The sequence below is a fragment of the Spirillospora sp. NPDC049652 genome (assembly GCF_040675125.1).
Classification (GTDB): Bacteria; Actinomycetota; Actinomycetes; order Streptosporangiales; family Streptosporangiaceae; genus Spirillospora.
The window spans coordinates 1-23489 of sequence record NZ_JBFAOF010000008.1; the positions used below are offsets into that span (position 1 = coordinate 1).

The window sequence follows — 23489 nt, forward strand, 5'->3', positions numbered from 1 at the left end:
CTTCCGATCTAGCGCCAGCAGCTCCCGGCTCACCTCGCGCGCCGCGTCCGCGCTGGCCAGAATCTCGTCCGCCTGCCGCTGGACGCGCTCGCCCAGCGCCGAGATCTGGTACCGGGACCGCACCCGTTGGTACTCGCGGATGCTGGTCGCCCGCACCGGCCGCGAACTGTGAATGAGGTTTCCCCAGTCGGCGAGCTGCTCCAACCGCACCGCCACGGTATCCGCGGAGATCCCTGTATCGAGCCGTTCGGCCACATCGTGCGCCGACAGATCGGCCAGCAGCGTCGCGGCGAAGACACGCATGATCGCCAGATGGGTCTCCCGTTCCGGCACCGTCAGATACGTGTAAGCGATCAACCGCTCCAGATCCGGCGAACGCGACTTGTCCACGGTTGTTCACCGTACGCTGCTACATGATCAAAATCCTTGAATTCCGTCGATGTCCCGCGTGCGCCGCAAGTGGATTTCCATCGAAATCGGGCAATGTCGAGGACCATCGAAGTCATGCTGTGGGATCGGCGAGCGCCCTCCCCGATCCCACGTTCGTCAAGGTCCGTGCCGTGCGACTACCGGGACGGGGGGATGGGATCGCCCTGCCAGCCGGTGCCGTCCTTCCAGATGACCGCGACACCGAACACCTCACGCAGCACCTCGGCGGACCAGGGCTGCTCCGGCGGTTGAGGCAGGACGACCACCCTATGGGCGGCCGTCGCGCCGGTCACACGCTCGACCTCCACCAGGCGCAGCACGGCTTCGCGCATCGCGGGGTACCGGTGACCGTTCTCGCCCAGGACCTCGTACAGCACCCGTCCCGCCGGTGAATCGAAGACCAGATCGGCGATGGTGGAGGTGGGATCAGGGGACATCCTCGACGCGTGCAACTCCGCGACGAGCGAGTAGCGGACGCTCTCGTGGACGTGACATTCCCGCTCGACTGCCACCGTCTTCTCGAGAACGGCCGCGAAGTCCGTCATCGGCGTGGGCATCGGCGCCTCTTCTCTTTCTGCGGATGGGGCAAGCTCGCGCGGCAACGGCCGCGCGTGAACCACGGTCAACGATTGGGTGCACCGGGTCAGGGCGACATACAGCAATCCGAGGCCACCCGGACGCCGATCGGCGATGTCGGCGGGTTCGACCACGATCACATGGTCGAACTCCAAGCCCTTGCACTCGTCGGCCCGAATTACGCGCACACCTTCGTCCATCCCGTCGCGCGCGGCGCCGATCAGCGCGTCAGGGACGACCACGGCGACCGACCGCTGCTCGTCGGTGAGTGCGTGTGCCTGCTCGGTCGCACGGGCGATCAGATCTTCCGAGGTGGTCTCGACGAACGTCACCGCATCCTCACCCGCCGACCGAATCGACGTGGGAAACACCACCTGGGGTGCGGCCGCGGTGGCGAGAGGCGCGGCGAGTTCCATCACCTCGCGCGGCACCCGATATCCGACGGAGAGCTGTTCGAGGTGCCATTCGCGGGAACCGGTGAGCACCTTCGCGAGATCCTCCCAGGTGTCCCACCGGTGCAGTCCGGACGCCTGAGCGAGATCGCCGAGCACGGTCATCGAGCCGGACGGGCAGCGCCGGGCCAGGGCACGGGCCTGCATGGGAGTGAGGTCCTGCGCCTCGTCCACCACCAGGTGCCGGTACCGCACCGGTACGTCACCGGTGAGCAGATACCTCAGCTCGTCCAGGCAGACCAGATCTTCCAGCGACCAGGGCTCGTCGGACATTTTGGGGCGCCGCTCCCGCAGGATCGCCCGCCGGTCCTCGTCGTCAAGGATCCCCTCGGCAGCCCTGTCCAGGACGTCCGCATCCGTCAGTAGCGCACGCAGGACCTGTTCGGCGCTGAGCTGGGGCCGCACGGCGTTGACGACCTTCTGAACCTGCGGGTGGCGCTCCAACTGCTTGCGCAGGCCTGCGTCCAGAGGGCCGGGACGCACCGCGCGGTACGCCTCGACCAGCAAGTCCACCAGGCGGTTGCCGAAGGCGGGACGCTGCGCCCGGTAGGGGCCACTCTCCCAGGTCAGCAGACTTTCCAGCTCGGCCTGCGGCACCGCCAGGAAGACACCCTGGTAAACGAGCCGGAACTCGCCGTCACTGAGGGAACGAGTCAGCGCCCGCCGACCACCGAAATCCGCCACACCACGCCGAAGCACTTCGACCATCCGGGCGGACGACTTGACCATGCGCGCGGCCAGCGGATCATGAGCGTCCGCCTTGCCCCACAGCCTGTCGCGCTCCGCGAGGGCCACACCGCCTGTTCCGAGCCGGGGCAGAACGTCGCGCACATGTTGGAGGAACCCCTTGTGCGGCCCGACGACCAGAACGTCCTTGGTAGCGAAGACGTTGTTGAACACCAGGTAGTAGACCCGGTGCAGTCCCACCGCGGTCTTCCCGGTGCCGGGCCCGCCCTGAACGACCAGCGCGCCGGTTCGCTCGTCGGACACCAACAGGTACTGGGCCCGCTGGATGGTTTCCACGATGTCGCGCATCGCACCGTCACGAGCGCGCCCGAGGTCTTCGAGGAGGTAGTCGCGCAGCCGCTCGATCTCCTCCCCGGGGGATTCGGTGCGCTGCGCCGGAACGGGCTCGACCCGCTCGGTGCCGCCGTCCTCCGGGGTGACCCGCTTGCGCGCGACCGACAACTGGTCGAAGTAATCCCGGACCGTGCGCCCGTGACATCTGAGCTGGCGCCGAAGCAGGAGATCGCCCGGATCGGCGGGAGTCGCCACCATCCACTGCCGGACGAGCCGGGACGCCCAGTTCGCCACCACCAGATCACGATTCGGTCCGAAGACCGACTGGCGACCGATGAGCAGCGAGCGTTCGGCGCCGTCCTCGACGAACTCGACCCGCCCGGTGATCAGGGCCGCGTCGCCGAGGTCGCCGGTCGCGGCCAGCTCCGGCGGCACGTCGGGGATGATGGTGGTGCCCGCCTTGGCGTCGGTCGCGGTGGACGGCGCGGCGGCCCGGGCACGGCGATCCCTTTCCGCGCGTGCCCGGCACTCGTAGGCGTGGTCGACCGCACGCTGCTCGGCGGCGATCACGGCTGCCCGGTCGGTCAAACCCGGCTCCCTTCCCTCAAGGTGCGGTGCGGGGGTGTAGGTGGAGACGCTTGATGATCAAGCTGGGATGACACGCGGGGGTCAACGGTTCCCGAGGTAGGCGGCGATCGGCAGCCCTTGCCTCGACCGTTCTTCTTCTGCGGCGGCTGGGGTCCATGGCTTCTCCGTGGAGGTCATGCGGCCAGCGCAAGGAGAACGTCCGGGGCGGCGTTCTCCATCAGCAGGGCGACCCCGTTCAGCTTCGCCACCACGACGTTCACCGGACGTCGCGACGACGGGACGGTCCACCCGCGCATTCCCCAACGCCCGTCGCCGAGGACGTAACCGCAACCGGCCACCAGGCCCTTGTAGCTCGCATCCGTGGGGGCGATGAGCCGGCCCGAAACGTCCGCCCACTCGGGCAGGGTCCCGTGCGTCTCGTTGCGCCGCGCACGCCGCGACCAGATGGGCGGGAGATGAGGGCAGTTCGCGGGGTGCGTGCCATGGGTGGCGTAGTGCTCGACCTCCCCGACGAGCCGCTCCGCCCCCTCGCCGTCGTCGTGCCGCGCGGCGGCGAACCCGAACCCGAGCCTCTGTCGGACGACCGCGCAGGTGGTGCAGCCATAGCCCCGGGTGGCACCCGCCCGCATCCGCTGGACGCGGAGGGCCAGCTCTGTCGGAAGAACCCGCAGTTCCTCTTCGAACCAGTGCAAGGGGAGAGGCGGGGGCGTCATGGCGCGCTCCGTTCGCAGGGGGTCTCGAACTTGCGACGCTCATATCAAACCATAGAATCACTGTAAACTCAATCAACGAGCATATATTTGTGAAGTAGCTGGTACTGAGGGATGTGAACTCGATCAACGCTTGGGACGTGGGTAGCCGAGGCAAGGCGTGTAGCGTTGTAGCCCCGCGTTGCCGGAGGTTCGGTGATGCTTGAGTCGAGGAGCCGCCAGTGGCCCAGGACGCGACCGTCACCGCCGCCGACATCGCCCGACTCGCAGGCGTCGGACGTGCGGCCGTCAGCAACTGGCGCAAGCGCCATGACGACTTCCCTCAGCCGGTCGGCGGCACCGCCACCAGCCCGACGTTCTCCCTCGCGGAGGTTCAGGGCTGGCTCCGCGACCAGGGCAAGCTCACCGGCTCGACCGACGACGAGTTCCTCTGGCAGGACCTCCGCAGGCTCGCCGACGAAGCGGATCTGGCCGACATTCTCGGCTTCCCGGGCGCCTTCCTGCTCTTTCTGCACCGCACCCCTGACGCCTGGGAGCAACTGAGCGGACTCGCCGACGAGCGACTGGCCGCCGAACTACCCAAGGCGCTCGGCGGCGACCTCCCGTCCAACCTCGCGGCCGAGCACCTGCCGATCGTCCGCCGCTTGGCAGCCCTCGCAGCCGACCGAGGTCCCCGTGACGCCTTCGAGTTCCTCCGCGAGCGCTACCTCGACCTGCACAAACGACGTGCCTATGAGACTCCGCCGGCGGTCGCCGCACTAGCCGTACGGCTCGCCGATCCGCCCGTGAAGACCGTCCTCGACCCGGCTTGTGGATCGGGCGGTTTCCTGCTCGCCGCGCTCGATCACACCGAGCCGCTGCACCTGCTCGGCCAGGAGATCGACGCGGACCTGGCCCGCCTCACCGCGATCCGCTTGGCGCTGCGCACCGATCACGCCGACATCCGGACGGGTGACTCACTGCGCGCCGACGCCTTCCCGACCGCCGAGGCCGATCTCGTCGCCACCGCCCCGCCGTTCAACGACCGCAACTGGGGCCACGATGAGCTCACCACCGACCTGCGCTGGGAATATGGCCTACCACCTCGCACCGAACCAGAGCTCGCCTGGGTTCAGCACGCACTCGCGCACACCCGTCCCGGCGGGCTGGCCGTCATATTGATGCCCCCGGCGGCCGCCGGCCGTCGCGCGGGCCGCCGCATCCGTCAGCAGTTCCTGCGTCGTGGTGTCGTGCGCGCAGTGATCGGCCTGCCGCCGGGGGCCGTGCCCAACATGGCCGTCTCCCTGTCCCTGTGGGTCCTGCGTCGGCCCGCCTCCGCAGAGCGTCCGCCGAGCCAGGTGTTGATGGCCGAGACGTCCGACGCTTTCGCTGAAGAAGCCCTCGACGTCTGGCGGCGCTTCCGCGCCGATCCCGAATCCGACCTGGACGAGCCGGGACTGGCGAAGGCCGTCCGCATCATCGACCTGCTGGACGACGAGGTCGACCTCACCCCGTCCCGGCACATAACCCCACCGGCCGCCGCACCCGCAATCGACCAGGTTGCCGAGCGTCGAGCTCGGGTTCTCGAACTTCTCCGGACACTTCCGGGCCTGCTGCCCGAGGTCGACGCCGCCGGAGAGCCCCCGAACGCCTCGCTGATGCCGATCAGTGAACTCACCCGTCTTGCCCACCTCACGGTGCACCAGGCGGGTCCGGCCGCCTACCCGAACGACGGAGACCTCCCTCCATACGTCCTCACGGCGAAGGAGGTCGTGCAAGGCCGCCAGCCCGCAGCCACCGATACACCCGCGGGGCCCGGCGACATCGTGCTCCACACGGGCGACGTCGTGGTACCGGCGATCCTCCGCACGCCCGCCGCTCTGGTCATCGAACGTCCCGGCGCCGTCCTCGGCCGCCACCTGTTCCTCCTGCGCCCCGACCCCGACCTGCTCGACCCGCACTATCTTGCGGGTGTGCTCCGCAGCTCACTCAATTTGAGGCACTATGCGACGACGTCCACCAGCTACCGGGTGGATGTGCGTCGGACGGAGATCCCGCTACTCCCGATCGAGGAGCAGCGTCGCCACGGCGAAGCCTTCCATCGCCTCCACGAGTTCTCCACACGGCTTCAACGTGCAGCGGATCTCGGAACGGATCTGGCTGCACTGCTGAACGAGGCGCTGGTCGACGCCATGCTCCGCCCGACTGCCGAACACTCGCCGGAGAGGGGAGAGCGTTGAAGCTCGCGGGACGTTACGAGACCGAGATGCCACTGGCGGTCGGCGGCATGGGGGAGATCTGGGAGGCGACGGACCTTCGGCTCGCCCGAGGCGTGGCCGTCAAGCTGATCGCCGACTGCTTGCAGGGCGACTCCGGGCGCGCCCGCCGTCGCTTCTACCGCGAGGCTCGCGTTCTCGCCCGGCTCCACCACCAAGGCATACCGGCGCTGTACGACTTCGGTGACGAGGGCGGGACCCTGTTCATGGTCATGGAACTGGTCTCCGAAGCCGTGACCCTCCGTGACATGATCGCCGAGCGGGGAACCGACCTGCTTCCCGTGCCCTGGGCGGCGCTGATCGGCGCGCAGCTCTGCGCCGCCCTCTCGGCGGCCCATCATGCCGGTCTCGTCCATCGTGACCTCACACCGTCCAACGTCGTCTTCGGCCGGGACGGCACGGTGCACGTGCTCGATTTCGGTGTGGCCGCGGCCATGGCGGAGCGGCCGTCCGATTTCAGCATCATCACGCGGCCGGGCGAGGCTCCGGGAACGCTGTTCTACACGGCCCCCGAGCTGGACGGTTACCAGCATGCCAACGTGGCCACAGACCTCTATTCGGTCGGCTGCGTCCTGTACGAGCTCCTCGCGGGCCATCGGGTCTTCGTCGCCGATACGGTTCTGGACGAGGCCGTGCGTCACCAGTCCGAGGAGGAGGCGCCGCCCCTGATCCGAGACGACGTGCCGGACGATCTGGAGCGGCTCATCTACTCCCTGCTCAGCAAGCACCCCGGCGACCGTCCCGCCTCCGGGGCCGTGGTGAGCCGGGCCCTGCTCGCCCACGCGAAGGACTTTCCGCCGCTTCCCGGCTTCTACGAGCGCTTGCCCGACTCGCCCGACCATCTCTACGCGACCGCGATCGCGGCGCTTTCGAAGTGAAGGCACCACGAGGCCGGTAGCGGACCGACGTCCCTGCGACGACGGGGCGTGTCACCGCCGAGCGGGGAGAAAGCGACTCGGCTCGCCGTGCCAGGTGATCAGCAGTGTGTCGCGGGCACGGGTGGCGGCGACGAACAGCAGTGACCGCGCCTGCTGGAGCTCGCGGCGGTAGCGGACCGGATCGGTGGCCCTGTACTGCTCGAGGGCGGCGCGCGGGACCAGGCCCTCGCAGATCCCAGCGATGATCATGTGCTGGTACTCCAGGCCCTTGAAGCGGTGCATGGTCCCGACGTGCACGGCGTCGTCGAGTTTGGGCCCGTCCGGGCCTATGGCCGCGGCTCGGATCCCCGCCCTGCCGAGGCTGGACTCGACGTCGGCGACCATGTTCCGATCGGGGACGCAGACGGCGATCGAGGAGGCAGGGGTCTCGGCCCATTCGGCGACTTGCTCGGTGATGATCCCAAGCTCGTCCTGCCAGGTGCCCGCGGCCCGGAACACGGGCCCGGGCCCGCGGAGAACGGATCGGTACCCCTTCAGGTCGTCCTTGCCGTCGTCCAGGTCGTCCCAGGACTCGTCGCCGAGCAGACCGAGCGCGGAGCCGAGGATCTCGTGGGTGGTGCGGTAGCTGAGGGTCAGCCGGGAGGACCGTCCGCGAATGTTGATGCCCAGGCTGCCCAGCGTCACATAGTTGCCATAGATCCGCTGGTGGGTGTCGCCCGCGATGAACATGTCGTTGTCCCCCTCGGGGACCATCGCCCGCAGCATCCGCCAGTGCGCGACGTTCAGGTCCTGCGCCTCGTCCACCACGATGTGTCGGTAGCGATGGTTCTCGCGGGCGATCGACTGGTCGGCGACGTGGATGTTGAGGGGACTCTCGGCATACTTCTTGATCCTGGACGCGCGGGCCAGTTCGAGCCGAGCGGCCTCCCAGGCGACCTGCCGGTAGGTCCACAGGTTCTTCTCGTCCAGCCGCATCGTGAACTTCTCCACCAGCTGCCAGATCTGGGAGCGCTGGGCACGGCCGATGTTGCGTCCCCGGCCCGCCCGTCGGGCGCGGAAGTAGGCGGTACGGGACCGCTCCTCAAGACCGAGGATCACCTGGCTCCACTCGTCGTGCAGGAACTGCGGATCCCACTGGTCCTCACCGAGTTCCAGCAGCATCTCGCGCCATTCCCGGACGGCCCGTTCGTCGTCGATCCAGCGCCGCCTGCCGCCCGCCGGGGTTCCGCTGACGATGCTGGTGGCGAGCTTGTCGATGTTGACGATGTCGACGCGTGCGAGGGTCTCCGGCCCGCCCAGTTCGAGCAGGCGGTTGCGCAGATCGGCGGCCAGGTTCTTGTTGAACGTCGTGAGCAGGACGGGACGGTCGTCGCCGGGGGGCAGCCGGTCCACCAGATACCTGACCCGGTGCAGGGCGACGATGGTCTTGCCGGTGCCCGGTCCGCCGCTCACCCGCGCCGGTCCCCGGTGGTCCCGCTCGACGATCTTGCGCTGGGTGGGGTGCAGGAACACCTTCCAACGCCCGAAGTCGCCGTCCAGCACCGACTGCAGGTCGGTGTCCTCGGTCGTGACCTTGGTCGCGGGGCGGGCGAGCGCGGTGGCGTAGTCCGCCGGGTCGATCCGCTCGTCCGTGGTGACCGGGCGGGTCACCTGTTCGAGGACCTCCTCGAACGTCCTCCCGTCGTACAGGGCGAGCAGGACCTCTTCGGTCAGCGCCGGAGCGTACTCGACGAGACCGAGCAACTCCTCCTCGGTAGTGATCTTCAGCGCGAGGGGGATGAGGGGTTCGGCGACACCGAGTTCGCGCAACTGGTCCGCCGTGAACCGGGCGAGGAGGGGAGTGGGCGCCACGGGCTCGGGCGCGGTGGGCTCGGGAGCGGCGGGCTCGGCCGGGGGCGCGACCGGTGTGCCCGGCACGATGCTCAGGTCGACGAACTCGATTCCGCCCGTGACCTGGTTGATCTTGTAGTGGTACCGGTCGAGGTTGTCGTAGACCTCCTTGCGGTCCTTGACGGCCACCAGGATGTAGTCGCGGTTGCCGGCGTGCAGGAGGAGGGCCCGGTAGCTGTCGGTGACCCGCGCCGAGTAGAGCTGGGAGTCACCCTTGAGCTGCTTCAGCCGCAGGCCCGGAGCGTCCGGGTTCTTGCGGAACTTGTGCTGGAACTCGTAGATGGCGCCCTTGACCGTGCGGGGAAGCTTCTGGATCTCCTTGTCGGCCTTGTCGAGCAGCCTCAGTGTCGCGCCGTCCTGCACGCTCACGCTCCCTCACCCATGATCTTCGCGGCCAGCTCGGCGGCCGTCCACGCCTGTGCCGTGCGCACATCCCAACCCGCCGCTCGGTAGGCGAGGTTCCTGTCGGTCGCCTCCTGGTCGTCGCCGTCGAGGACGACGCCGACCTTGGCCGCGGGCCAGGCGAGTTCCGCCTGCCACGCAGGTTCTCCCAGCTCGTAACCCACTTCGGGGACGACCACACCGGCCGCGGACAGCGCCCGCGCCAGCTCGGCCAGTCCCGGCTCCTCCGGGTCGAGCATGTCGAAGACCTCCGCCCAGGCCGGGTCCGGAGCGGACGCGGGCGGTCCGGGGGCCGGTGTCGGAGCCGAGGCCGGCTGGGTCGGCTCCGGATGGGAACGGGTGGCCTCGGATCGCGGCGTGACATCCTCGTCCTCGTCGGCCAAGGGGAACGAGGCGAGCGTCTGGTTCAGACCGATGCCGCCGGTCATGGCGAGCGCGGTCGGATCGAAGCCGTCCAAGGTCGTGTATGCGAGTTGCCCGCCGTCACCACCGCCGTAGGCGAGGAACTGCACCAGGTTGCCCCAGTAGAGCCAGGCCAGCCAGCGCCTCTCGTGGCCTCGGGGGTCGGCTTCGATCGTCTCGGTGCGGTCGTCGATGACGGTGAACGCCGACCAGGTCCTGGTGTGAGGGTGGACGACGGTCACGACCGGGCAATCCGCGTCGTCCCGGGTCCGCACCAGGACCAGCTCACCTGGTTCCGCCGGCGGGAGGGGCCGCGAACGAACCGCGGCCATCAGCCGTTCACCGATGCCTCCCGGCGAGGCCTGGGTCTTCTCGGCCCCCTTCTGGACGAGTAGCCCCGCCAGACCGGCCACGGCTCGACGCTGCCAGCGCTCGAGGGAGGGGGCGGACAGGAAGGCCATCAGGGTCTGCACCGGGCTGGTCCAGATCACGTCCACGAGTTCCGCCGGGTCACCGCCGAGCTGGAGATATGTCTGGCGCGCGGCCTGCTGGGCGTTGCCCTGATAGGGCCGCCACACCGGTGACTCCGGCGCGCCACCGTCCGCCCAGTGGGCGATGTCGTCCCAGGCGAGCTGGAAGACGATGCGGCCGTCCGCGCGCAGCCGCGCCCTCTTGATCGAGTCATCGGCGAGCCGGTTGTTCTTCGGCGCCGCGTGGTAGGCGTAGCCGTCGAGGTAGACGTCGACCTGCAGCGGCGCGGCGTCCAGTCGGCGGAAGGTCACGTCGGGGCGGGTGCCCTTGATGGTGTTCTGGAGGATGACCTGCCAGTGCACCACCGAGCCGTCGGCGGCGGTGATGCGCAGGTCGGCGGTGCGCCGGTCGTTGACCCGTCCACCGAGGGCGAGCGTACGGCCCGCGCCGGGCTTGGCCGCCCAGCTCTTCAACCCGGCGAGGAACCGGGCCTCCAGCTCGCTCTCCATCTGATCCCACAGGGAGATGTCGTCGGTGTCGGCGACCGAGTCGGTCTCCCAGCCCTGCAGTAGGTCCTGGAGCATCTCGACGGCGAGCGCCCGATCGACCTTGTCGAAGTCCGGTCCCGGGACGTGGGAGAGAAGGCAGCGATGGCACGCGGCCTTCCCTTCCTCCTCGGCGCATGGGCAGGTCGTCACCACTTCCAGCGCCCGCTCCAGCACTTCCTTGAAGCCGTCCTCGGTGGACATGCGGTGCAGGTATCCGGTGCCGCCGGGCAGCGTGTCGTACAGCACGAGGAATCGCCGCTGGTACCCGGTCTGCTGGTCGGGCATCGTGGCGGTCACGATGTCCAGGTGCGCGGGGTCCCCGCCGTACTTGGCGGCCACCCCCGCCATCAGCGCCGCCCGGAAGGTCACCGTCCGCTCGGCGATCATCGTGGTGGCGACCGGGACGAGGATGCGCAGCGCCTCCGTCCGCAGCTCGTGCGCCAGCACCAGCTTCAGGTGCTCGACCTCCCCGCCGCGTCGCTGGGGGCACCACTTGCGGTGGTGTCCGGGGGAGGCGTCATAACCGGTTCCCGTCCCGGTGAACCGCTGCGCGATGGACGGCGGCCCGTCCGCGGTCGCACCGCCGCATGTGGTGCAGACGAAGAAGGGGTTGACGCGCCTCAGGTCTCCGGCGAAGGCGTCGGACGGTGGCCGGTCCATCCGCAGTGCACCGAGGTTGAAGTGGCGGATGACCGCGCGCCGGGTGAAGTCCACGCCGAACGTCTGTTTGGTCCGGCGCCAGGATCCTGGCGCGATCTCGTCGCGGGGAACGTCCACGGCGACCGTGGTCTCGTAGTACCGCCGCTGCCGGTCGTCGTGGTCGTCGCGGATGCGTGCGTCGTCCCGCCTGTCCTCGGCGGTCACTCGGACGGGCATCAGCACGTTGTGCAGGGCGCTGCTGTCACCGATCTGGGTGTTGCGGCACCGCGGGCACGGGCTCGTGTCCTCGGCCGCGGCGGTCGTCCGCACATAACCGCAGTCCTGGCAGACCCGCCACTGCTGCCAGGTGGGCCGCTGCGCCGAACCGATGTCCAGGCCCGAGATGGTGTGCCGGTAGCTCTGGATGTAGAAGCTGTTACCCGGAGCGAACTCGGTCAGGGCGATCGAAGCGTCCCGCGTGTACTCGCGCAGCTCGCTGTGATGGCGGCGGACGGCCGGTCCGCCGGGGGCGGCGTCGTCGGGCTCCTCGCTCCAGGTGAGCGTCGCCTCGAGTGCGGTGCGGGAGTCGATGAGCGAGTAGTTGGGCAGCAGGCCGAGGTCGACCAGGGTGGCGTGCGCGCTGCTGCGTCCGATCTCACCGATGCGCCTCTGCACCGCGCGGCGCTCGGCCTGGAGTTCCCGCTTGCGGGTGAGCTGCTCGGTGTCGGTGTCGGCCATCGCGGCGATCGCACCGTCGATGATCTCCAAGCGGGCCCGCAGATCCGCGAGCCGGTCGTCCCAGATCCGCACGACGCGTCCGACGCTCTCCTTCAGCCCGGAGACCGCGAAGCCGCGCAGCTCCTCCGCCGCCTCTGGGGAGATGTCGTCCCCGAAGAGCGCGAGGAACTTCTCGACGAGCGTCTCTCCGTGGGCGAGGGCGGCGTCCTGGAAGGAGCCGAGCCAACCCGAATCGCCGAACAGCACCGCCGCGAGTTTCGGCAGCGGCAGCACGCCGGAAAGTCCGCCCCGCGCCGCCAGGTCCACCAGGTGCGCCGCGTACTGCCGCCGGAGGATCTCCACGGCGGACAGGTAGCTTCCGGGCGGGACGATCTCCCCGGCGATCATCTGCCGCGGATCGGCGAGGAAGTAGCGGTCGCGCGGATTGCGTCCGACCATCGTCAGCAGGAACGCGTTGCCGGACCTGCGCCCGGCGCGTCCTGCACGCTGCACGTAGTTGGCGGGACCGTGGGGCAGGGAAGCGAGGATCACGGCCGACAGATCGCCGATGTCGATGCCGAGCTCAAGTGTGGGCGTGCAGGAGAGCACGTTCGGGTCGTTGTAGCGGTTGCCCTCACGGAACGCCTGCTCGATCTGCTCGCGCTGGGGTCGGTTGAGCGCGCCGGTGTGTTCGGCAGTGGTCACGCGGAACGGTTTCGCGTCCAGGTACAGGCGACGGTAGTAGTCGTCCCTGTACCGCTCGTTGCGTGCGGCTTCCGGGCGGCCGAGCCGTCCGGGGCAGCGGTACCGCGGGCAGGGCCGCCCCAACCACTCGGCGGCGCGGACGGGGTGGACGGTCTGCTCCCAGCGGCACACCGGGCACATCACCCCGGCGTCCACGACTTGGTCGTTCTCCAGCCTCCAGACCTGGACGTGCCCTGGCAGCAAACCATAGATCTTGGTGCTGCCGTCCCCGGCGACCCGCCGCGCGATGACGTCCTCGTCGACGAGGACGTCCAGCAGGCGCGCCAGGTAGAAAGGTGCGTCGTCGGGTTTCAGGCCGAGGCAGCGGACCGTCCAGTCCACATACCAGCCCTGACGGCTGGTGATGCCGTCGAACTCGCTGCGGTCCTTGCGTCCGCCGAGCACGAAACGCGGCGCGGAGAGCCCGCGCGGGAACGCGGGCATGCCGTCGGGGCGCTGACCCCAGATCGTCCCGAAGCGTTTCGCGCCCGCCTGCTCGATCCAGCGGTCGAGCCAGTGGTGCTTGATGCCGCCGCGCATCCGCATGCGTTCCAGCAGCCCGCGAAGATAGGCGACGTAGGTCTCGGGCGAGGGGAGCCCGGTCAGCGCGGCGGGGCCGTGCAGTTGCAGGTCGCGGGCGAGTTCGGCGATGCGTTCGGGGTGGTCGAGGATGACCTCGGCGGCGGCGGTGCGGGTGAGTTCCAGCGTGCGGCCCTGACGGGACCGCAGACCGAACTCCATGATGGTCTGGAACGCCAGCCGCTCGCCGATCAGCTCCCAGGTCCGCGTCGAGCCCTCGGACTCGCCCGCGAGCAGCTCGTCCACGGCGCTTCGGTCGTGCAGATCCGGCGGGACGACGGCGGGCAGGTAGGAGGGATCGCTGGCCTCCTTGATCACGTTGGAGATCAGGTCGTTTAGCGGCGTCGCCGTCGCGGAGTCGAGTTCGTGGGCCAGCAGCGTGCGCAGCGAGAAGCTGTAGGAGCGGTTGGAGACGAACCCAGCCCGATGTGCGGCGTCCTGCACCGAGTCGTTGAACAACAGCGTCTTGCGCTGAGCATCCCGTAGCTGTCCGCCGGTGAACAGCTCGGTGATCGCGACGGACGCGAGCGCGGCCAGCCCCGAGCCGAGGAAGCGCGTGCCCTGGTCCATGTTGCAGGCGGGGCAGCGGTCGTTCTGCGCGTTGCTGTTGGCCTCCTTGGTGTGGCTGAGGTTGGCCAGGACGAAGACGTGCTGGAACTCGCCGGACTTCGCGGCGTCCAGGTCGTTGGCGGGGTCGAGCGGCCGTACGCGGCGGCCGTTGGCCTCGAGGACCAGGACGTCGGGCCCGGGCCTGCCATCCGCCTGAGCCCTGACCTCGTCGTCGGTCGCGGTGATGAGCGCGCGCAGCAGCCGCTTGTCCTGGACGCCCGCCCGGTAGATCTTCTCCGGGTCGTTGATCAGGTCGTGCGGGTCCCGTTCGGGCGAGATGGCCGCCCACCCGGACCGGCCGCAGTGACGGCAGTAGACGGCGGGGAGCAGCTCTCGACCGCCGCCGGTGAGCGTCGTGTCGACGTCGATCGGCGGCGCGGCCTCGCCGTGCCACGCGAAGCCGGGCCGGGGAGCGACCGCGCGCAGCAGCCGGCTCACCGACCTGACCCACAGGTGGGCCTCGATGTGCAGGAAGGGACGCTCGGGATGCTCGGGGGCGCGTGCGGTGGACAGCAGCGCGATGAACCGGCTCAGCGCGGTAACCGTCTGCGTCCTGCGCTGCCGGAAGGCCGCGCCCCAGCTGTAGGCGTTGTGCTGGGGGAGGAACTCCAGGATGCGCTCGGGGAGTTCGGGGATTCCGTCCAGGTCCTCGTACATCGCCGCGAGCACCGCGCGGGTCAGGACATGCTGCTTCAGGACCCGACCGAGCTCTGGCCCGTCCAGCCCCGAGCGGCCGGTGACGACCTCCATGACCCGTTCCATCGCGGACGGGTCGTCGTGCGGGTCGGGAATGGCCGCGAGCTCGTGCGGGGCGGGCAGCGGCAGGCCGTAGTCGATGGCCGAGAGGGGAACGAACTCGTCGACCGAGCGTCGGTCTTCCCCGACGATGGAATCCGCATCGAACTCCACCCCGAAGACGGTGGACGCGACCTCACGGATCTTCTGATCGTCGCCACCCTCTCCGAGAGTGGCGCTGGTGGCCACAGGGCAGATCCGTCCCAGCGGCCTACCGGGCTCAGCGTGCCCGGTGGCGGCGGCAAGGCGGCGGAGCAGCATCGCCACATCGGTGCCCTGCGCGCCGTCGTAGGTGTGGAACTCGTCCACGACGACATAGGCGAGGTCGGCGTCCTCCCACAGCGGCACGTCCTCGGCGCGCTGGAGGAGAAGGTCGAGCATCTTGTAGTTGGTGATCAGGATGTCCGGCCGGGTGCGCCGGATGTCCGAACGTTGGGTGAGGACGCGCGGAAAGCCGGTCTCCGGAGAGTCACCGATGTAGAGGCCGGCGGTCACCTCGCTGAGCCCCGGCTGCCGGAGATAGTCATTGAGCCGCTGCGCCTGGTCGGTGGCGAGCGCGTTCATGGGGTAGAGCAGGACGGCCTTGATCCCATGCCTGCCGAGCTTTCGCTGCCGGCGACAGTGGTCGAGGACGGGAATGAGGAACGATTCCGTCTTGCCCGAACCGGTACCGGTCGTGATCAGCGTCGGTCGCGCGTCGTGGTTGAACGTGCTGAGCCGCTCGAACGCCCGCGCCTGGTGCGCGTAGGGGGAGAACCCGGCGGGCACCCACTCCAGCCGTTCACGCCACCCGTCCCCAGCAGGCGTGAAAGGCGTCCGGATACGCAGGTAAGGACCACGGAAGATGCCCTGAGCGGGGTGGTTCAGAAAACGCTCAAGCCCGTCCCGCACCTGCTCGTCCGCAAGGGCGAAGGTCGTGGTGAGGTACTGCGTGATGTTCCGCCGCACCTCTTCGGCAGCCAGCGTCGGCCTCACCTAACGCTCCTTCCTGCACAGGACGAGCTCACGCCTAGTTGCCATCATCAGGCGTCCAACCCTCGGCCTTGGCCCGCTCCAGCCGCTCCGAGAACACCGCATGCGCCTGCCGATACTCGGCTTCTCGGTCGGCCTTGTAAAACGGCGCCTCGTATCCCTCGGGAACCGGCCCGTTGATATCGGGATCGAGGTGAGCCATCAGCGCCTCGAAGTCCGCCTTCGTCTGGCCGTAACCGTAGGTGTTGTGGTTGCCCGCGATCTTCCGTCCGTAGGCGTCAAACCAAGTCTGCGCCTCGTAGTCCGACAGGATCGGGTAACGCGATCGGTAGATCGCGACGAGTTGGTCCGCGGTCATGCCCAACCAGACTGCGACCAGAGCATCGAGTTCCACCAAGGCAGCCCGACGTTCCCGCTCAGTGCGTAGCGGAGTGCTGTACTCCCACGTAGGGGAGGAGCAAGCAAGTGGTTGAAGTCCTGGCCAAGCAGCAGCCCAACGTGCGGACCGCCACTGCTCGTCAAACAGCTTGGCCCACAGTGCAGCATAAGCTTCTGTAAGGCAGTTGAGGCGCAAGGTCCGTAGCAGCAGTGCCGAGGCCAGGGGGTGATCAGGCCTTCCAGCGGGCATCGCGTTGGCCTCTGCGTTCCGGAGATCCGCTCTCCCCGTGATTCGCAGAAGATAGTCAAGCGGAAGCGTCGCCCAGAAACCGGCGGCCAATGCGGTGTCCCTGTCATCGCGCAGCGCCAAGGTGTGCACAGCGTCCACGTGTGCTGGACCAGGCGGGATTAGGGAGGCGAACAAGGAACGTTCGGTATCGAACGGAATCATGCGTCGCCAGGCAAGCCGGTAGAACTCGGTGTAGCGCTGTGTGTAGCCGTCAAGCACGGCCCAGCGGTCTTGGGCGGCAAGGTAGGTCTCCTCGTCGCAGGCTCGCTCGTAGTTGGTCACGGGCACGGCGTCCTGAGGCAGCGTCGGGAGGCTCCAGGCTGACCAGTCGCGGTTGGTCTTGCAGGGGATGTTCGGCTGCTTGTTAAACGGGGTGGCTTGGCTGAAGTGTGGGCCCTGCAAAATGGCAGCGTCTAGTGAATTCTGCCGCCCGGTCCGCCAGTGGATCAGCCCTTCATCCTTGGCAGTCTTTTCATTGTAGCCACTGCTGATCCGAGGGTGGAGCTGGCCGAGGTGATGCGGATAGGACGCCAAGCCTTCGATTGCTCCTGCTTCCGCAGTGGTCACCGGATAGAGCAATGGTGTCTGGTCTACCGGTGCATCGATGGAGTCCGTTAGTGCTTGCCACTGCTCGAATAGCGCCCCGTCCACGTGAAGGAGGCGGTCCCTATGCGGTCGCAGGTCCCACTTGCCATCGTGCTTGATGCCGGGCAGATCGCCACTTCCGTCATGGTGGATCGAGTCGAGCAAGGTTGCCGGGGCGAACAGCCAGCTCGCGCTGGTGAAGCCGACGTTTCTTGGTGGACCATATATGTGGATGCCGAACTGTCGAGTTCCCTCGATATCGAAGAGTTCATAGCGGTTAGAGAAGTGTGCGTGAAATCGCAAGTGGCGATATGCGGACTTGCGCAGGATCCCTTCCTTGACTCCTCCAAAATGAGTGTCCGGATGGATCAGTCCCGCGTTCCCGGTGCTGCCAAGGTTGTTCCAGGAGCGACACATGAAAGCCCGATAGAGATCGGGACGCGTTCCTTTGAGAAGTGGATAAGTGGTTTCGCTCCCGAGGAAAATGGTCGTTCCTGCGGCGCTAGACAGCTCATCCAGGAGATACGAGCGTACCGTTTCGTCGCTCAGCAGACGGGCCTTGCGATTGCGCTTTTCGTCCGTCGGCGGCTTGGTTGCCAGCTTGAACCAGGGCTCCAGCTCGGCGAGGATCACGTCCTCCTCCCAGTCGGGGCGCACCCAGGGGGGGTTGCCTACCTGGAGGTCGAAGCCGCCGCGTTGGAAAACCTGGGCGAACTGGAGTTCCCAGTGGAAGAAGCCCTGCGTGTCAGCGAGTTCCTTTGCCACGTGGAGCCAAGGGAACCGAGCAGCCAGCCGGTCGGCGGAGTCCATGCCGGTCCACTTGGTGAGCTCGTCCTCGTATTCGGAGAGCGCCCCCAGGGTGCCAAGGGCGGACGGGATGGAGTTCGGTGGGACGTCGGCGCGGCCGAGGGCGGCCTCGGCGAAGTCGAGCCAGTCGTCCAGGTTCGCTAGCGGGATGATGGCGCGTACCGGGTCTAGCGTCCGCGCACGCGTCTTGCCTCCTCGGCGAGATGTGAGCGAGCCCCGCAGAGACAGTTGCTTGGTCTCGCCGCCGAACAGGGAATCCTGTTCCACTACGGTCGGGAAGCCGGGGTCCGGCTCGGCCTCGACGAGCTCGGTCACCTCGATGACCGACGTTTCCAGATCTCCGAAGCGCCGGTAGACATCTGCGGAGCCGTCGAGCAACGCCGCCTTGTCGAGGGGCCAGAACCACAGGGCGCACCAGACGTCCATGACGGTCTTGAGCCGCCAGTACGGGGTGCCCGGTGCGGTCAGGTCGGCGAGGATCTCGTCGCGGCTGATCGCCTCCTGCGGCTGGGGCAGGTCTTCGGCTTCCCAGACGTCGATGTGACGGCTGATCTCGCGCTCGGAGATCTTCAACCGCTGGACGACCAGGTCCCACAGGAATTCGGCGCGCCGGGTGATCGCTTGGAGGCGCTGGACCTGGGTGAGCTTGTGGCCCTGCTTCCTCTTGGTGGACGGGTCTTTCAGCAGCTCCTTGCGCCAGGCGGCCAGTCGCTTGGCGTCGTCCGGGGCCAGGTTCTTGGCTTCCTTCTCGCTCGCCACCGCGCCCCAGCCCGCCGCGGGCAGCAAGAAATGATGGATGTGCCCGTCGGGAATCGCGCCGTCTCGGAACGGGATGTCCTTGGGCGCGGTCGAGAGCCAGGCCTTCTTCTTGAGGTGGTGCGGCTCGTACACGCGGCGCCCCGCACCGATCAGCGAATTACCCCGGCGCAGGTGCAAGCCGAACCAGGGTGCCTGCAACCCGGGGTGCATGACGTTCAGCCACAGCGAGACCTCCGCCAGCTCCACGGCGGTCTCGTTCAGGTCCACGCCGTAGGCGTTGTGCAGCGCGATATACGCCTTGACCTTTTGCAGCTCTTCCAGGTACCGCTCGGACTCCAATTCCCGGCCGAGCTCTCCCTGACGACGCTTCAGGTACTCGGCGGCCACCTGGTCGATGGCCTCGTTGAGGAACGCACCCGACCCGAGCGCCGGCTCGCAGATGGTCCAGTTCAGGATCTCGCGCGCCGGGGTCGTGGTGCCGTCCTGGTCGAGGCGCTCCTTAAGCGCCAGCTCGACGGTGACCTTCGTGAGCGACGGCGGTGTGTAGTACGACGCGCTGGTCTGCCGGTCGCGTCCGGCGAGCCGGTAGACGAACGAGCCCGGCCGGTACCGGACGCGCTCGTTGGTCCGGACGCCGTTCTCGTCCACCTGCATGACGAAGACGTCCTCGGCGTACGCGCCCGACTCCATCTGCGAACGGGTGATCATCCAGGAGCCGTCCTTCGGGTCGCCGTTCTTGGCGACCTCGTACAGCTCCTCCTTGGCGATGAACCCGGTGTAGGACATCAGCCCCTCGTACACCGCGCCGAGCTGGTTGATGCCGAGCTGCGCGTACGAGATGAACCCGCCGCGCTCCTTCCGCTTGCCCTTGGTCAGCATGAGCAGCCGGAGCACCTGGTGCAGGGCGCCGTTCCGCAATCGGGTGTCGATGCGCGGCGAGTTCGGGTCGTCCTCGTCCAGGACGATCGCGTCCTTACCGATCAGCTTGGTCCGCCTGTGCTCGAACAGCTCGGCCTTCAGCGGCTCGAACCGCAGGCCTTCGCCTTCGGACGTCCCCCGGGGGCGGGCCACCCGCTGCGACGGGTGGTCGCCGTTCACCAACTGGAACAGCAGGTCCAGCGACTCGTACAGGTGGACGCTTTGCCGGGACTGCTCGCCCACCAAGTCCCGCACGACCAGGTCGCCCAGCCGGGCCAGGCTGTATCCCCGGATGTAGGCCTCGTCGTCGGTCGGCAGGATCCCGAGTTCCGGACGCGCCTCGGCGTACAGCAGGAACAGGATTCGGTACAGGTAACGCAGCGCCTCGCGGCTGAGCTCCCTGCCCAGCTCCTTCGGCTCCATGATGTCCTCGGGCCGGTACCCCTGCTCGCGGATCCGGTCCAGGACCTCATTGGCGATGATCTCGACGGACTTGCGCAGCCCCTCGCGCAGTTCCTTGGAGACCCCGACGGCATGCTGCCGGGAGCCGTCCAGGAACTCCGACAGCGGATCCGCGCCACCCTCCTCAGGCGGCAGCAGGGAGTCGGCACCGAACAGTGCGCCGATCGTCTCCAGTTCCTTGGTGTCTCCACGACCCAGCGCGACGTCCAGGCTGACGGCGAGGTAGCGGCCCTCACCCCACGACATCCGGTCGGCGAGGATGATCACGCCACCGGCCAGGATCAGCACGAACCGGATCTGCTCATCCGCGCCGAACAACCACGTCGCGAGCTTGTCGCCGAGCTCGATCCGCTCCCGGCCGTCCAGCTCGACCGGGGACAGCAGCAGTCCCGCCTGCTCGGGATCGAACGCGGCGTCCACGTCCGGGGCCCACCCACATTCGATGGCGACCAGCGTCGGTTCCGCGTGGGCGACCTCGACCGTGTGCTGCTTGTCCCCGCGCACGATCGTCAGTTCCCGCGGCACCGGTGAGAACCCCAGTGCACGCAGCACATCACCGTGCAACTCGTGCAGGTTTTTGCGCCATCCGTCGGGGTCCTTCGGCATGACGCCTTCGCGGATGTCGTCCAACGTGTCGGCGAAGAACAACCGGTCGTTGGTGTAGGAGCTCTTGAGCGCCCGCAGCCCGGCCGCCGGGCTCAGCCCGCCGGCCTCCTCCCGGGCGGCCCACCGTGCCCGGACACCGTCCTTCTTCTTCAGCTCGTTCGGCAAGACCTCGGCCAGGTAGTGCGCCGAGAAGTACTCACCCCGGTTGACCAGCGAGTCGTAGGTCACTTGTCCCCCTCGAGAACGGCGAGGATGCGCAGCAGCGGCTCGCCCGTCGTCCGCATCGACGCGACCAGACGGCGCTGCTCCTCGGCGGTGGCCCGGACGGAGTCGCGCTTGCGGGCGGCGCGCCAGTCCTCCGGAATTCCCTCCAGACTGGCCTGCTCCCACTCGACGACCCGCGACTCGTACGGCGCGAGCTGGCGGTCGACTTCGGCCTCGTGCTTCGTTCGCTTCTCGTCCAGATACCTGCGGGCGGCGTCGACCGTAGGCCGGACGAGCACGCCGAGCCGGTCCAGGTCCGGAGTGCCCGATGTGTTGATCATCTGGGGACCGACTCCGGCCTCGGCCAGTACCTCGGTCATGTCGCGGATCACCGGCGCACCGGGCAGCCCGCTGATGGCCATCCACTCGACGACGGTCGGCTGTCCCAGCGCGTTGGAGTAGATGCCCTGCACCAGGAACGTGGGTTCGTCGACCTTCGCGGTCAGCACTGGCGCCTGCTGGCGGACCAACTGCACCTGCACCTTGTCGACCACCCACTCCACCATCGGATGCAGGTCCGACAGGTAGGCGATGTCCGGCCAGAGCGTCTTGGTCTTGCGGGCCTCGTCCAGCTTGCGCTGCGCGAGCTCGCGGTTGAAGGTGACCTTCATCCGCTCCTTGATCTTGTGGGTGCGCAGGTAGGAGGCGGGTAGCGCCGACAAGCGGTGCACCAGGTCGGCGGGCGGCTCGAACGCCAGCATCTCGCCGTCGTCGTCGATCTTCAGATCAGGGACGACCGTGTCCAGTGCCTCGCGCATGAACTCCTCGGTGGAGGCGAACAGCCGGGGCACGGGGGCGCGCTCCGGCTCGGCCTGCCCGTGGTCCGCTCCGACCGCACCCAGCAGATCGGCCAGGAAGTCGGTGTCCGGCGCCTGTTCCAGCGCCTGCTCCACCGTCTTGCCCTCGAACAGGTCCTTGATCAGCCGGTCCTCCTCCTTCTTGGCGGAGAACTCGCCGGTGACCGCCTCGGCGGTGCCGAGGCTGTTGTACGCCTGCTCCTCGCGGCGCAGCAGCTTCTCGGAGACCACCGTGTCGTCCAGGGCATCCTCGACAGCCGACTCGAGGATGAGCGCGCTGAACTGCGGCTGGTGCGTCTGCCCGTACCGGTCGATGCGGCCGTTGCGCTGTTCGATCCGAATCAGGCTCCATGGCAGGTCGTAGTGGATCAGGTGGTGGCACTGCCGGTGCAGGTTGACACCCTCGGACGCGACGTCGCCGGTGAACAGCACCCGCACCTTGCTGTCGGCCAGCGAAAAATCCTCGACGATCTGCTGCTGCTGCTGGTCCGGCAGGCCACCGTGCATGATCTGCACCTGGTCCCTCGTGAGGCCGAGCTCACCCGGCACGACCTTCTGGAGCCAGTCCAAGGTCGGGACGCTTTCGGAGAACACCACGGCTCGCGTGGCCCCCTTGCCGACGCCGATCTCCTTGAGTTTCGCGACGAGCGCTTTCAGTTTGGACGTCTCGTCGGCCTTCACGGCGGCGACGAGCCCGGCCAACCGTCCCAACGCCTCGACTTCGCGCGGCTCGGTCGCGTTCTCGAGTCGCCGTCCGACGGTGATGGACAGGGCCCGCGGCGATGAGAGGAACGCCTTGGCCAGCGTGTACGGGAACAGCCTGCGATCGCGGCCGACGACCGGCGCGACCTGACCGGACTCCGGCAGCCAGGTTTCCCTCAACTCCCGGAAGACCGCCTCCTCGGCCTCGGAAGCCATGCAGTGAATCGCCTCCGACGGGCCGCGCGTCGGCCACCTGCCGCCGATCTGGTCGCGGACCTCCGGGCTCACCTTCGTGCGGCGGATGTAGAGGTGTTCGATGTCCTTGGCGGAGTACTTCCTCTTGTCCACGATGGCGGCCGGGTCGAGCAGGCTGATCAGCTCGGCGAACGACTCGGCGACGCCGTTGTGCGGAGTCGCGCTGGCCAGCAGCAGCGCATCGGTGTGCCGGGCCAGCAACGCGGCGAGGTCGTTGCGCAGATTCCCCTTGTTGATCACGTTGTGCGACTCGTCGATGACGACGGCGTCCCAGTGCATGTTCCGCAGGTGCTGGCCGTACTTGCCCTGGTTCTTCAGGGTGTCGACGGAGATGATGACCCGCTTGTAGTAAAGGAACGGGTTACGGCCCGCCGGGATGTCCCGCTGGATGCGTTCCAGCCCCACCGAGTCGAGCCGGACGAGCGGGATCGCGAACCGTGTCCACAGCTCGTGCTGGAACTGCTCCAACACCTGCTGCGGGGTGACCACCAGGATGCGCTCGCCCCGGCCTCGCCGGATCAGTTCGGCGAGGATCAGGCCGATCTCCAGCGTCTTGCCGAGCCCGACCACGTCCGCAATCAGGATGCGCGGTCGCAGCCCCTTCAGCGCCAGTTCGGCCGGACGCTGCTGGTAGGGGAGCGGGTCCAACAGGAAGCGGTCTGGCAGTGCCAGGCCGCGCTCGGACTGGGGGAGCGGCGTGCGGCGCAGCACCGACTCCAGGAACAGGCGGCTCTTGGCGAAGCGGGGGGTGTCGTCGGCGACGAGCTCGGTGTCCTCCGGACGCAGCGGATTCACCTCGTCGAGGCCGGTGAAGAAGACCCCGTCCTCGTCGCGGACCAGCTCCGACACGCCCACGGCCTTGATCATGTAACCGTCGTGCTCGGTCGGCGTGCACGTCCGGACCATCCACTCGGTGTCGCGCACCTCGATGCGCGCGCCCGGCGCGAACGGCGTCGCCTCGCTGACGGTCACTCCCACGGCTCCTTCGCTT

General features: G+C 68.2%; 9 protein-coding genes. 2 read left to right on the top strand and 7 right to left on the bottom strand.

Annotation, left to right across the window (positions count from 1 at the left end; translation table 11 throughout):
* From AB0J52_RS01510 to AB0J52_RS01520, 3 genes are all read right to left on the bottom strand, one after another.
* The coding region (locus AB0J52_RS01510) for a DUF2397 family protein (RefSeq protein ID WP_500179585.1) at window positions 1-390 on the bottom strand (390 nt) is incomplete at its 3' end.
* Between the two features lie 176 nt (window positions 391-566).
* On the bottom strand, window positions 567-3065 hold the full coding sequence (locus AB0J52_RS01515; protein ID WP_500179586.1) for a HelD family protein: 2499 nt from the start codon (window positions 3063-3065) through the stop codon (window positions 567-569).
* A 173-nt stretch (window positions 3066-3238) separates the two neighbouring features.
* On the bottom strand, window positions 3239-3778 hold the full coding sequence (locus tag AB0J52_RS01520; protein WP_500179587.1) for a hypothetical protein: 540 nt from the start codon (window positions 3776-3778) through the stop codon (window positions 3239-3241).
* A 218-nt stretch (window positions 3779-3996) separates the two neighbouring features.
* Between AB0J52_RS01520 and AB0J52_RS01525 the strand changes: the two genes are divergently transcribed.
* Together AB0J52_RS01525 and AB0J52_RS01530 are read left to right on the top strand one after the other, a co-directional pair.
* Window positions 3997-5994 carry an N-6 DNA methylase gene (locus tag AB0J52_RS01525; RefSeq protein WP_500179588.1) on the top strand — a complete coding sequence of 666 codons (1998 nt, stop codon included), beginning with the start codon at window positions 3997-3999 and terminating at the stop codon, window positions 5992-5994.
* Window positions 5991-6908 (top strand): serine/threonine-protein kinase, encoded by a 918-nt coding sequence (locus tag AB0J52_RS01530; RefSeq protein WP_500179589.1) that lies wholly within the window; start codon window positions 5991-5993, stop codon window positions 6906-6908. Before AB0J52_RS01525 ends, AB0J52_RS01530 begins: the two co-directional genes overlap by 4 nt.
* A gap of 51 nt (window positions 6909-6959) precedes the next feature.
* On the opposite strand, the gene AB0J52_RS01535 is transcribed toward AB0J52_RS01530, so the two are convergent.
* The 4 genes from AB0J52_RS01535 to AB0J52_RS01550 are packed head-to-tail and all read right to left on the bottom strand — an operon-like array spanning window position 6960 to window position 23470.
* Entirely contained in the window at window positions 6960-9167 is a 2208-nt protein-coding gene (locus AB0J52_RS01535) for a UvrD-helicase domain-containing protein (protein ID WP_500179590.1), read from the bottom strand.
* Complete coding sequence (locus tag AB0J52_RS01540; protein ID WP_500179591.1) at window positions 9164-15679, bottom strand: DEAD/DEAH box helicase; 6516 nt, start codon at window positions 15677-15679, stop codon at window positions 9164-9166. Before AB0J52_RS01540 ends, AB0J52_RS01535 begins: the two co-directional genes overlap by 4 nt.
* Before the next feature lie 34 nt (window positions 15680-15713).
* A complete protein-coding gene (locus AB0J52_RS01545) occupies window positions 15714-20708 on the bottom strand; it encodes a class I SAM-dependent DNA methyltransferase (RefSeq protein ID WP_500179592.1) in 4995 nt (1664 codons plus the stop codon).
* A complete protein-coding gene (locus AB0J52_RS01550; RefSeq protein ID WP_500179593.1) occupies window positions 20705-23470 on the bottom strand; it encodes a DEAD/DEAH box helicase in 2766 nt (921 codons plus the stop codon). The genes AB0J52_RS01545 and AB0J52_RS01550 overlap by 4 nt, the downstream gene beginning before the upstream one ends.
* Window positions 23471-23489 lie beyond the last annotated feature (19 nt).

Bases quoted from the DNA above. Each gene is read 5' to 3' on its own strand.
- AB0J52_RS01520 (WP_500179587.1), bottom strand. From the start codon at position 3,778: ATGACGCCCCCGCCTCTCCCCTTGCACTGGTTCGAAGAGGAACTGCGG.